We start from the raw sequence: 11,360 nt of genomic DNA on the forward strand, positions 1-11,360 counted from the left end.
AGAAGAATGGCACGTATTGCAGGCGTCGACTTGCCTCGTGAAAAACGAGTGGAAATCGCACTTACCTATATCTTCGGTATCGGTCGCTCTACTTCCCAACGCATTCTTGCGGAAGCTGGCGTAGATGCTAATGCTCGTGTTCGTGATTTGACTGAAGATGAAGTTAACAAACTTCGTGAATTCATCGACAAGAACATCAAAGTTGAGGGGGATCTTCGTCGTGAAATCTCTCTTAACATCAAACGCTTGATGGAAATTGGTTGCTTCCGTGGTATCCGCCATCGTCGTGGATTACCAGTTCGTGGTCAACGTTCTAAAACAAATGCTCGTACACGTAAAGGTCCTCGTCGTACAGTAGCGAACAAGAAGAAGTAAAGGAGGGTAAATTAACATGGCTAAAAGAAAACAAGTTGCGACTCGTACACGTCGTCGCGATCGTAAAAACGTTGAAGTTGGCGTAGCACATATCCGTTCTACTTTCAACAACACTATCGTTACGATCACAGACCCTCATGGCAACGCAATCTCTTGGTCCAGTGCTGGTGCCCTCGGCTTCAGAGGTTCCCGTAAGAGCACTCCATTCGCAGCTCAAATGGCTGCTGAAACTGCAGCAAAAACTGCAATGGATCATGGAATGCGTTCTTTGGAAGTACTAGTTAAAGGTCCTGGTGCTGGTCGTGAGGCTGCTATCCGTTCATTGCAAGCTGCTGGTTTGGAAGTTAACATGATTAAAGATGTTACCCCAATCCCACACAACGGCTGCCGTCCACCAAAACGTCGCCGCGTGTAGTCGGGTTTATAAAGCTCAGAACTTGTCCATAATAGAATGGTAGATTCTGCTTTTTTGGCTTGACATGCATGCAAACGGTAAACCGCCGAAAGAAATTCCTGAGTGGGTCCCTAGGCCCACCCTTGAATTTCGACGTTTTGAAGGAGGGTTTGTTAAGAATGATAGAAATAGAAAAACCTAGAATTGAGGTTGTGGAGTTAGACGACGATAACTTGTACGGCAAATTCGTCGTTGAGCCCCTTGAGCGTGGTTACGGTACAACCCTTGGCAATTCACTTAGACGGATTCTACTGTCTTCTTTGCCAGGTGCGGCGGTTACTTCTGTTCAAATTGACGGTGTACTACACGAATTCTCGACTGTTGATGGAGTCGTGGAGGACGTAACTGAAATCATCCTCAACATCAAGGGTCTTGCGCTTAAGATCCATTCTGATGAAGAAAAAATCCTTGAGATTGATGCAGAAGGCGAAGGCGTTGTGAAAGCAGGAGATATTCGTGCTGATAGTGATGTGGAGATTTTAAACCCTGATCTGCATATCGCAACGTTAGCAAATGGCGGTCGTCTGCATATTCGCATGACAGCAGGACGCGGTCGTGGGTATGTTCAAGCAGATGGCAATAAATCTGAGGATCAACCAATTGGGGTTATTCCAATTGATTCCATTTACACTCCAATCAAACGTGTTAACTATCAAGTTGAGAATACCCGTGTTGGGCAAATGACTAACTATGATAAATTAACATTGGAAGTTTGGACAAATGGAAGCATCCGCCCTGAGGAAGCTGTTAGCCTTGGAGCCAAAATCATGACGGAACATCTTAACTTGTTCGTTGGTTTGACTGACGAAGCCAAAGATGCTGAAATCATGGTCGAAAAAGAAGAAGATAAGAAAGAAAAAGTCTTGGAGATGACTATCGAAGAGCTTGATCTTTCTGTTCGTTCTTACAACTGCTTGAAACGCGCTGGTATCAACACGGTTCAAGAGTTAACTCAGAAGTCTGAAGAAGATATGATGAAAGTTCGTAACTTGGGACGTAAATCTTTAGAAGAAGTTCAAGAAAAACTTCAAGAACTTGGTCTAGGTCTACGTAACGATGACTAAGAGCTTTTAGCATAGTTATCTATACAGATGTTACTATCCACTCCTTGTCTTGGGAGAGGGTCAAATCTGGTGTGAAATGCTGATGCAATATAAGTCACAACACACCAGAAAGAAGGAGGTTAGAACATGGCATACCGTAAACTGGGACGTCGTAGTGCGGCTCGTAAAGCTCTGTTCCGCGATTTGGTAACAGATCTTATCATCAATGAGCGCATCGAAACGACTGAAATGAAAGCGAAAGAACTACGTTCTATCGCTGATAAAATGGTCACTCTTGCAAAACGCGGTGATCTTCATGCACGTCGTCAAGTAGCTGCTTTCGTTCGTAACGAAATCGCTACTGAGGAAGGCAAAACAGCTGTTCAAAAACTTTTCGATGATATCGCACCACGTTTCGCTGAGCGTAATGGTGGATACACTCGTATCCTTAAAATTGGTCCTCGCCGTGGCGATGCTGCACCAATGGCTTATATCGAATTAGTTGAATAGTAACTGGTTGCTAGAGAAAGGGTGAGGACAGGGTCTGGTTTTGCCGGGTTCTGATTCAACCCTTTTTTCTTTTATCCAGATATAGTTCCAAAAACATCTTGTATTATTGCCTGTGACGAGGGATGTGAGGACTTTGAAAGAACAATCTAACATGATTCAGGCTAGTAGGCTTACCTTTCAATATCACTCGGAGCAATTTGAAGCATCCCCCGTGGTAAAAGGTATAGACTTTTCTATTCAGGAAGGTTCTTTTGTTTCAATTATTGGACACAATGGCTCTGGCAAATCGACGTTAGCAAAGCTTATGAACGCTTTGTTGGTACCGACTGCAGGGGTACTGACGGTCACTGGATTTTCTACTGACGATGAGGAACGATTATGGGACATCAGACAGCAGGTAGGTATGGTGTTTCAGAATCCAGATAATCAAATCGTTGGTACGATCGTCGAGGATGACGTAGCCTTTGGGCTTGAGAATCTTGGAATTGAAGCAACTGAGATGCGTAAACGTATTGACGAATCCTTAGAGTCGGTGAAGATGACAGCCTACCTGAAAAGCCAGCCTCAACGGTTATCTGGTGGGCAGAAGCAGCGTGTAGCGATTGCTGGAATTCTGGCAATGCGCCCCTCCATTATTATTTTGGATGAAGCCACTGCTATGCTTGACCCACAAGGAAGAAAAGAAGTTATTCAATTAGTTCATAAACTGAACCGAGAAGAAGGACTCACAATCGTTAACATTACGCATTTTCCTGAAGAGACGTTAGAGTCTGATCGTATTATTGTGATGGATCAGGGGAAGATTTATGCAGATGGTACTCCTGTTGAAGTGTATGCTGACGTAGAGGGTCTGAAGGCTATTGGTCTGGATGTTCCCTTTGCAGGAAGACTTCGTCACACTTTAGGGCAACAAGGTATAAAACTTCAGACTGTACTGGATCAAGAGGAGTTGGTTGACGAATTATGCAAATATCTTTTGAAAATGTGACCTATTTGTATGGAAAAGGGACTCCGTTTGAAAAAGAGGCACTTTCGCACATCTCCTTTACTATCCCATCGGGTTCGTTTGTAGGTATTATTGGTCAAACTGGTTCCGGAAAGTCGACTTTGATTCAGCATCTAAATGGTTTAATTAAGCCATCAGAGGGTACTGTACGGGTCGGGGAGATGGTTGTTACTCCTACAACGAAAAAAACGCGTATTTTGCGCCGTCAGGTGGGCCTCGTGTTCCAATATCCGGAACATCAACTTTTTGAAGAAACTGTACTTAAAGATGTGATGTACGGTCCATTAAATTATGAATTACCCGAACAAATGGCTTATCAAAGGGCAAAAGAATCGCTTGAAATCGTGGGGCTTTCCTTCGATGAGGTTAAAGATCGCTCTCCTTTCCATTTAAGTGGGGGACAGATGCGCCGAGTTGCAATTGCAGGGGTATTGGCAATGCAACCGAAAGTGCTTGTTCTAGATGAGCCGACCGCAGGACTAGATCCTGCTGGAAGGAAAGCCATCTTAGAAGGAATATTTCAGATTCATCGGGAACAAATGCTCACTACTTTACTGGTTACCCACAGTATGGAAGAAGCTGCTCGATATGCTGATTATCTTCTAGTATTGGCTAAAGGGAAGATTGCTATGGAGGGTACACCTGCAGACATTTTTAAAGAGCAAGCTGCTTTGCAAGATTTGGCTTTAGATGTACCTGAAACAGTCTCTTTTCTTCATCGATTAAATGAAAAGCTTCCTCACAATAAGCGATTGCCGCTCTCTTTATACAAAGAAGAGGATCTATCCTCCTATCTGCTTGATCTACTCAAACGGGGTAGGGAGGATGTTCTATGAGCATGCTACAAAATTTTGCTATTGGCCAGTATATACCCAGTGATTCCTTTGTCCACCGTCTAGATCCGAGAAGTAAATTTTTATTTATTATCGTGTTTGCTATGGTTGTTTTTATGGCGAATAAGGCAGAAATCTATGGATTCTTAGTAGCTATTCTCTTGTTATGCTTGTTTATGTCTAAACTTTCGCTTTCCTATATCTTTCGTGGTTTAAAACCAGTCTGGTTCCTGCTAGTGCTTACCGTCATTTTGCAGATCTTGCTTACCAAAGGGGGGCAGGTGTATGTAAAGTGGGGGTGGTTCAGCATAGAAGAGGAAGGTGTGCGTCAGGCCTTGTTTGTTTCGATGCGATTAGGTTTATTGGTTGTAATCAGCTCATTGTTGACTTTAACCACTTCACCTATTGATCTTACTGATGGGGTGGAACGAATGTTTGGCCCATTAAAAAAATGGGGTCTTCCTGTTCATGAAATGGCGCTCATGCTTTCTATTGCGATTCGGTTTATCCCGACGCTGTTGGAAGAGACGGACAAGATTATGAAAGCACAGATGGCTAGAGGTGCTAATTTTGATAGTGGAACACTGTTGAGCCGGGCAAAGGCCATGGTTGCTATTGTGATTCCGCTGTTTATTAGTGCATTTCGTCGAGCTGAAGATTTAGCATTAGCAATGGAGGCAAGAGGATACCGTGGGGATATTGGACGTACAAAATTACGTCAACTGCGTTTTAGTTATCGAGACGGCATCCTATTGTTATTTATGCTGGTTCTGGTGGTAGTTGTAGGATGGTGGAGAACATGAAACGATTAAAAGGTATTGTTGCCTATGATGGAATTGATTATAGTGGGTTTCAAGTTCAACCTGGACAAATGACCATTCAAGGGGAGATTGAGGCAGCAATTATGCGCATTACTGGCGAGACTATTCAGATTCACGGGTCTGGTCGTACAGATGCGGGTGTTCATGCCAAAGGTCAAACATTTCACTTTGATACAAAATCAACTATCCCTTTAGAAAAATGGTGTTGGATTCTTAATAATCAGCTACCTAACTCGATTGTCATACAATCAATAGAGGAGGTAGATCCGTCCTTTCATGCTCGATTTGACGTCAGAGAGAAGGAATACCGATATTGTATTAACAATGCTCAGGTGCCAGACATCTTTCGTCACCGCTATGCTTGGCATGTTCGCTATCCGCTAGATGTGGAAGCGATGAGACAAGCTGCCACCCATTTGATAGGGACGCATAACTTTACTTCTTTTTGCTCTACAAAGACGCATGTGGAGAATAAGGTGCGTACCATTTATGACGTGAAAATTGAACAAGAAGGAACTCTTCTTTGGATTATTTGTCGCGGCAACGGGTTTTTATATAACATGGTAAGAATCATTGCGGGAACCTTGCTTAACGTTGGAGAAGGTAAGCTAAGCCCGGATCATATTCCTAGTATTCTTGCAGGGTGTGATCGGGAATTAGCAGGAAAGACAGCACCTCCCCATGGACTTACAATGTGGGAAGTATTTTACAAGGAATAGCAATTCGTTTTCCTTGACTCTCACATGATCTATATAGTATGATAACTAATGGTATTTTCATACCCGCTAGCCCCACTCTAGCCCCGGGATTGAAAATTGATTTAGTACGAATTAGGATACACAAGGTAAAGTTGTTCACCGTTGCAACTTTGGCCTTTAACATTGAACGGCAAGATATCTAGGAGGGACAAACATGCGTACCACATATATGGCGAAAACGCAAGAAGTTGAGCGTAAATGGTACATCGTTGACGCTGAAGGCCAAACTCTTGGTCGTCTTGCGAGCGAAGTAGCATCTATCCTACGCGGTAAACTAAAGCCTGAATTTACACCACACGTTGACACTGGTGATTTCGTAATCGTTCTTAATGCTGACAAAATCAAGCTTACTGGTAAGAAACTTACCGATAAAATGTACTATAGACACTCCATGCACCCAGGTGGTTTGAAAGCAACTCCTGCTGGTGAAATGCTGAACAAACGCCCAGATCGTTTGTTCGAATTGGCTGTTAAAGGTATGCTTCCTAAAAACAGCTTGGGACGTCAAATGATCTCAAAACTAAAAGTTTATGCAGGTACTGAGCATCCACATGCTGCTCAAAAACCAGAAGCATGGCAAATTCGCGGCTAATAAAAGGGAGGAAATGACTCGTGGCACAAGTTCAATACTACGGTACAGGTCGTCGTAAACACTCCGTAGCACGCGTTCGCTTGGTACCAGGCGAAGGTCGCATTCTGATCAACAAGCGTGATATGGATAATTATTTTGGTTTGGAAACTTTAAAGCTGATCGTAAAACAACCACTAGTTCTTACTGAAACTCTAGGTCACTATGATGTTTTAGTAAACGTTGGTGGCGGAGGTACAACTGGTCAAGCAGGAGCAATCCGTCATGGTGTTGCTCGTGCATTGCTAAAAGCAGATCCAGAACTTCGCGGTGCTCTTAAACGCGCTGGATTCTTGACTCGTGACCCTCGTATGAAAGAACGTAAAAAATACGGACTTAAAGCGGCTCGTCGCGCACCTCAGTTCTCTAAACGTTAATAGTACTGTTATTATAAGGATTCAAGCCTCAAATCATTTATTGATTTGGGGCTTGTTTTCTTTTGATAAAGCGGTGATGACCATATTTTGACCATAATCATCTTATGCTTTGAGGAAGGCTTGTTTCAAAAGTTGTTATTAGCTACTTGTTGTTGTCATTTTCTTGTTGAGCTGTTCAAGCACATGTGGCCAAGCCTGTTCATGTTGGTCCCTCGACTCCTTATCTGGAAACCCTGCATGGGTAAGGCGAAGCCGTGTTCCTTTGTTATGTGGTTCAAGCTCAACCGTGACAACTGTTTCAGCCCCCTTTGTCCCCCCAGTAACCCAAGTCAATTCAATGAGACAGTCTTGCTCAAGCTTTAGAAATCGTCCGTAATGAGGATGGCGTTCTTCTTCAAACTGTGTTTCAAAAAAGAAGACCGTGTTTACTTCACCTTTCATTAACACTGAGCCGGGAGCTGCAAACCAACGATCGAATTGCTTCGTCCACGCTTGGAATAGAGCATTTGGTGGTGAATCCATTAGACGTTCCACCTTCAAGCTAAATGGTCTTTTAGAAAGATCAGGTATGGCAATAGGATTTGTCATTCGTAAGCATTCCTTTCGTTAGGTGGTGTTACGTATCTGTAAAAGGTTGATTTCTTTATAATCTCCATATCACGCCATGCTATGATCTAATCAAAATTTTCTAGGTTGGAATTAGTTATAGTCAAACTCAACATCTCCTCAATATAAGAACCGTTACAAGATATACATCAAGACTCCATATCCTCCCCTCTGACTTTTATAGACAACCCCGTCATAAATGTCCATTTTGATCCATATGATGAAGAAGAGAATTGGGACAAAGGGGCGGTCGAAGTGACTAAAAAAGTAGTAGGGTGGGTACTAGCCTGCTTTCTGCTCGTCATCATATTTACGTACAAGTTACCCGCACATTCTTCTTGGTCCACATGGACATTGCCATTGGCAGGTACAGTAATAGCAATTGATGCGGGCCATGGTGGCGTAGATGGTGGTGCAGTAAGTAAGGATGGGAAAGTTATTGAAAAAGACGTGGCATTGCCTATTAGTCTATATTTACGTGACTTTTTACAGGAGTCAGGAGCTTATGTAATCATGACGCGGGAAGATGATAGGGATTTGTCATCAGAGGGTGCTAGTAAACTGAGAAAGCGTAAATCAGAGGATATTCGCAATCGAGTGAAGTTTATTAATGAAAAGGCTCCAGATTTTTTAGTTAGTATTCATTTAAACAGTATTCCGCAGGAAAAATGGAGTGGTGCTCAAACTTTTTACTTCCCTGGTTTTCAAGAAAGTAAGACCATGGCCTTTCTCATTCAAGATGAGATTAAACGTGTATTAGAAAATACCGATAGAAGTCCCAAGCAGACGGATGATATTTTTTTAATTCGGGAAGTAAAGACCCCATCAGTCCTTGTGGAAGTGGGTTTTTTATCCAACCTTGAAGAAGCAAGGAAATTGGAGTCAGCAGAATATCAAAAGGCAATGGCAAACGCAATCTATCAGGGAATATTGCGTCATTATGCAGGAGAAAAGAGCACAGCTACAAGCACACCATAGTTTGGGTGTGCTTGTTTAGTCTGTAACTATGCTATAATGAGGGCAAAAATTAGGAAACAGCAAGGGAACACCATGTGATTTACTAAACTAGGCAACGGGTATATGCGTACCCCTAAGCCTGTTTCCCAACTAGAAAATCGAGGTGGATTCAACATGCTAACGAAAGAGAAAATTCTCGAAGCACTACGTGACGTTAAAGATCCTGAGATAAATCGTAGTTTAGTAGAACTTAATATGATTCGCAATATTATGATTGAAGAACGGCACGTTTCTCTGGAAGTGGTGCTTACCATATCTGGCTGTCCATTAAAGGTAAAAATTCAAGATGATGTGGTGGAGGCTATTCGTGCATTAGGCGCAGAACAGGTCGATGTTCGCTTTGGAGCTATGACTGAAGAGGAAAGAGCTGCACTTAGCTTACAATTGCGTGGAGGGCAAGCTACAGCGTCTAAAGGCCAAGGGCAGGGACAGACAAATGTCTTGCACCCTATACTTGCAGAAAATTCAAAGACAACATTTATTGCTATCACCTCTGGTAAAGGTGGAGTCGGTAAATCTACAGTAACGGTTAATCTAGCCGTTTCACTTGCTCGTTTAGGCAAAAAAGTGGGAATTATTGATGCTGACATTTATGGGTTTAGTGTTCCAGATATGATGAACATTGAGCAACGTCCTACCGTTATTGGACAAACCATTCTGCCAGTAGAGAAGTTTGGTGTAAAAGTAATGTCGATGGGCTTTTTTGTTGAAGATAATTCCCCTATTATTTGGCGCGGTCCTATGCTGGGCAAGATGCTCCGGAATTTCTTCAGTGAAGTACACTGGGGAGAAGACCTTGATTATCTCTTGCTTGATCTACCTCCAGGAACAGGTGATGTAGCACTTGACGTCCATACAATGATCCCTCAAAGCAAAGAGATCATTGTGACTACGCCTCATCCTACAGCGGCATTCGTAGCAGCAAGAGCGGGAGCTATGGCAATGAAAACGGGCCATAAAATTTTGGGAGTTGTAGAGAATATGGCTTGGTATGAAGCTAAGGACGGTTCCAAAGAACATGTATTTGGCCGTGGGGGCGGTTCTAAATTAGCTGAAACACTGGCTTGTGCCATGATTGCCCAAATTCCACTAGGCCAACCGGAGAATCATCCGCAAGAACCTGAATACTCTCCATCCATTTATAAAACCGATACCACTATTGGACAAATTTATTTGCGATTTGCGCAGGATGTCGATCGATTATGTAAATAATAGAAAACCAAAAAGCATCGGGTATTCTGATTATATCCTTCGATTAAAAAAGAAAAAGGTGAGGGTAAGCTCACCTTTTTCTTTTATTCTCCACCTGATTTCTTTTTCTTCCCCTGCTTCTTGCCCTTTGTTTCTTCGTTTAGATGCTGAGGATTCATCATATCCTCTTGGGCCTTCGTCATGATTTTGAGCATTTCTGCTTGAAACATGGGACTTTCTAAGCTATCCTTCATGATTTGCATAGTCTGTTTACGATAGGCGGAGGTTTTCATCAGATCAAGTAAGCTTTTTTCATATTCAGGGTCCTTGAGAATACTAAGCATCATTTGCTGATACTCAGGGTCTTTCATAAGTTCTTTCAACAGCTTTTTATTCTCAGCCTTCATGGATTTAGCTAAGGTACTGGTGAATTTGGGATCTTTAAAAGCTTGCTTGATGTGTGGGTTGTTTGGTTTTGCGATACTTTGGATAAGCGTGGTACGAACCGTTTCAGGATTCATGATGAGATTTTTTTGAAAGCTCTCGTCTTTCATCATGGATTCCATGGTTTTTTTTGCTTCATCCGTTTGTAAAATATCAAGAACCATCGTCTTGGTGGATTTGTAATCAGGCTGGGATTGGCTTTGTGACGTTGTTCCACAGCTTGATAAGAGAAGACCACATGTCAGCACAGGTATCAGGGCAACAAAGAAATGCTTGTTTAACATTAGCAGGGAACACCCTCCTTTTACAGTCCTCAGCTATTTATAAAATGTGCAGTTTTTTGTTTTCTTACGCTAGAATTTTCTTGCATGCATTGGTAAAATCATTAGGAGCCAATGAAGGAGGGACCAGCCTTGAGTTTGCGTAATTATGGATGGTTATTCGGTACAACACTGTTATTAGGCGGTATCGGTGGAATGTTAATGGGGTTAGTTACCCAGCAAAATTTATACCATGGTTCTATTGCTAATTTTTTTATGGGATTATTGATGAATTTGTTGTTAGGTTTAACGACTAGCATTGTAGCTCAAATGGGTTTCTTTGCGTATATGATGTTTAATTATCTTGTTTTAAATTCGATGAAGAGCAAGGCTTTACGAAAGAATATCCAAATTTTCTTTATATTATTTGCTTTTTTCGACATGGTTTATTTACGGTATATAGCTTTTGGACAGGGAGGCTCAGTGCTTCCATACTTTGTTGAACCTGTCTTGCTGTTGGGAATAGCGTTACTAACGGCATATGCTAAAGTAAAGGTTACGAATCCAACAGCATGGGTACCTACAGTCTTTTTCATTTTTGTTGTAACAGCCATAGAGTGGCTACCTGCCTTAAAACAAGATGATTTCAAAGCTATTGCTGTAATGGTAGTGCCTTTGCTGTTTTGTAATGTTTGGCAGATTTTACAATTACATCGCTTAACTACACGTACTGAGCAATCAAAAACGTCATAATCTTTTAAATCTAGGCAAGGTTTACATATCTATTGATAAACAAAAGGCTACTCCATTTGTATTGGGAGTAGCTTTTTGTTTAGGACATGTTTTTGTTTACGAATTAGTTAATTTCTTCGCTTTTTATTTTTGATCCTGAAATTAATTCGGATACGGTCACGAACTGATATCCTTGAGACCGTAATTTGTCGATAATCACGGGTAAGGCAAGATGAGTTTGTTTGCAGGAATCGCTCGCGTGCATCAGGATGATATCACCGGGATGAGCTTTTGAGACAACGTTC

General features: G+C 42.1%; 16 protein-coding genes (1 of these 16 running past the window's edge). 13 read left to right on the forward strand and 3 right to left on the reverse strand.

All coding sequences use genetic code 11. The features are described 5' to 3' along the window. Positions 1-6 precede the first annotated feature (6 nt). The 10 genes from rpsM (at position 7) to rpsI (ending at position 6,805) form a co-directional block, all read left to right on the forward strand. Complete coding sequence (gene rpsM / locus ACQV1I_RS01095) at positions 7-375, forward strand: 30S ribosomal protein S13 (protein WP_018673882.1); 369 nt, start codon at positions 7-9, stop codon at positions 373-375. Positions 376-391: 16 nt separating this feature from the next. Next, complete coding sequence (gene rpsK, locus ACQV1I_RS01100) at positions 392-790, forward strand: 30S ribosomal protein S11 (protein WP_018673881.1); 399 nt, start codon at positions 392-394, stop codon at positions 788-790. A 158-nt stretch (positions 791-948) separates the two neighbouring features. Beyond that, complete coding sequence (locus ACQV1I_RS01105; protein WP_094701813.1) at positions 949-1,893, forward strand: DNA-directed RNA polymerase subunit alpha; 945 nt, start codon at positions 949-951, stop codon at positions 1,891-1,893. Positions 1,894-2,019: 126 nt separating this feature from the next. Continuing rightward, a complete protein-coding gene (gene rplQ / locus ACQV1I_RS01110; protein ID WP_018674387.1) occupies positions 2,020-2,382 on the forward strand; it encodes a 50S ribosomal protein L17 in 363 nt (120 codons plus the stop codon). Between the two features lie 151 nt (positions 2,383-2,533). Then, the gene (locus ACQV1I_RS01115) at positions 2,534-3,370 is read left to right on the forward strand and encodes an energy-coupling factor transporter ATPase (protein WP_116335310.1); all 837 of its coding nucleotides are present in this window, start codon (positions 2,534-2,536) and stop codon (positions 3,368-3,370) included. Beyond that, positions 3,346-4,224, forward strand: a complete 879-nt coding sequence (locus ACQV1I_RS01120; RefSeq protein ID WP_094701812.1) for an energy-coupling factor transporter ATPase — start codon at positions 3,346-3,348, stop codon at positions 4,222-4,224. The genes ACQV1I_RS01115 and ACQV1I_RS01120 overlap by 25 nt, the downstream gene beginning before the upstream one ends. Beyond that, on the forward strand, positions 4,221-5,024 hold the full coding sequence (locus ACQV1I_RS01125) for an energy-coupling factor transporter transmembrane component T family protein (RefSeq protein ID WP_104033132.1): 804 nt from the start codon (positions 4,221-4,223) through the stop codon (positions 5,022-5,024). Before ACQV1I_RS01120 ends, ACQV1I_RS01125 begins: the two co-directional genes overlap by 4 nt. Then, the gene (truA, locus tag ACQV1I_RS01130) at positions 5,021-5,761 is read left to right on the forward strand and encodes a tRNA pseudouridine(38-40) synthase TruA (protein WP_116335299.1); all 741 of its coding nucleotides are present in this window, start codon (positions 5,021-5,023) and stop codon (positions 5,759-5,761) included. The genes ACQV1I_RS01125 and truA overlap by 4 nt, the downstream gene beginning before the upstream one ends. Before the next feature lie 193 nt (positions 5,762-5,954). Then, positions 5,955-6,392, forward strand: a complete 438-nt coding sequence (gene rplM, locus ACQV1I_RS01135) for a 50S ribosomal protein L13 (RefSeq protein WP_018674382.1) — start codon at positions 5,955-5,957, stop codon at positions 6,390-6,392. A 20-nt stretch (positions 6,393-6,412) separates the two neighbouring features. After that, positions 6,413-6,805, forward strand: a complete 393-nt coding sequence (gene rpsI / locus ACQV1I_RS01140) for a 30S ribosomal protein S9 (protein ID WP_003333754.1) — start codon at positions 6,413-6,415, stop codon at positions 6,803-6,805. A 138-nt stretch (positions 6,806-6,943) separates the two neighbouring features. Here the strand turns inward: rpsI and ACQV1I_RS01145 are convergent, their stop codons facing one another. Beyond that, on the reverse strand, positions 6,944-7,393 hold the full coding sequence (locus ACQV1I_RS01145; RefSeq protein WP_116335298.1) for an SRPBCC family protein: 450 nt from the start codon (positions 7,391-7,393) through the stop codon (positions 6,944-6,946). A gap of 273 nt (positions 7,394-7,666) precedes the next feature. Between ACQV1I_RS01145 and cwlD the strand changes: the two genes are divergently transcribed. Further along, on the forward strand, positions 7,667-8,389 hold the full coding sequence (cwlD, locus tag ACQV1I_RS01150; RefSeq protein ID WP_094701808.1) for an N-acetylmuramoyl-L-alanine amidase CwlD: 723 nt from the start codon (positions 7,667-7,669) through the stop codon (positions 8,387-8,389). 153 nt (positions 8,390-8,542) lie between these two features. After that, entirely contained in the window at positions 8,543-9,640 is a 1,098-nt protein-coding gene (locus ACQV1I_RS01155; protein WP_094701807.1) for a P-loop NTPase, read from the forward strand. An 83-nt stretch (positions 9,641-9,723) separates the two neighbouring features. On the opposite strand, the gene gerD is transcribed toward ACQV1I_RS01155, so the two are convergent. Continuing rightward, entirely contained in the window at positions 9,724-10,347 is a 624-nt protein-coding gene (gerD, locus tag ACQV1I_RS01160) for a spore germination lipoprotein GerD (RefSeq protein ID WP_116335297.1), read from the reverse strand. A 129-nt stretch (positions 10,348-10,476) separates the two neighbouring features. Between gerD and ACQV1I_RS01165 the strand changes: the two genes are divergently transcribed. Further along, positions 10,477-11,076, forward strand: a complete 600-nt coding sequence (locus tag ACQV1I_RS01165) for a KinB-signaling pathway activation protein (RefSeq protein ID WP_018674377.1) — start codon at positions 10,477-10,479, stop codon at positions 11,074-11,076. A gap of 103 nt (positions 11,077-11,179) precedes the next feature. On the opposite strand, the gene pdaB is transcribed toward ACQV1I_RS01165, so the two are convergent. Next, on the reverse strand, positions 11,180-11,360 hold the 3' portion of the coding sequence (gene pdaB / locus ACQV1I_RS01170) for a polysaccharide deacetylase family sporulation protein PdaB (protein WP_094701806.1). It continues 593 nt past the right edge of the window; the window shows 181 of its 774 coding nt (coding positions 594-774); the start codon falls outside the window, past its right edge; the stop codon is at positions 11,180-11,182.

The organism is Brevibacillus sp. JB24b (assembly GCF_051713385.1).
Classification (GTDB): Bacteria; Bacillota; Bacilli; order Brevibacillales; family Brevibacillaceae; genus Brevibacillus_B; species Brevibacillus_B laterosporus.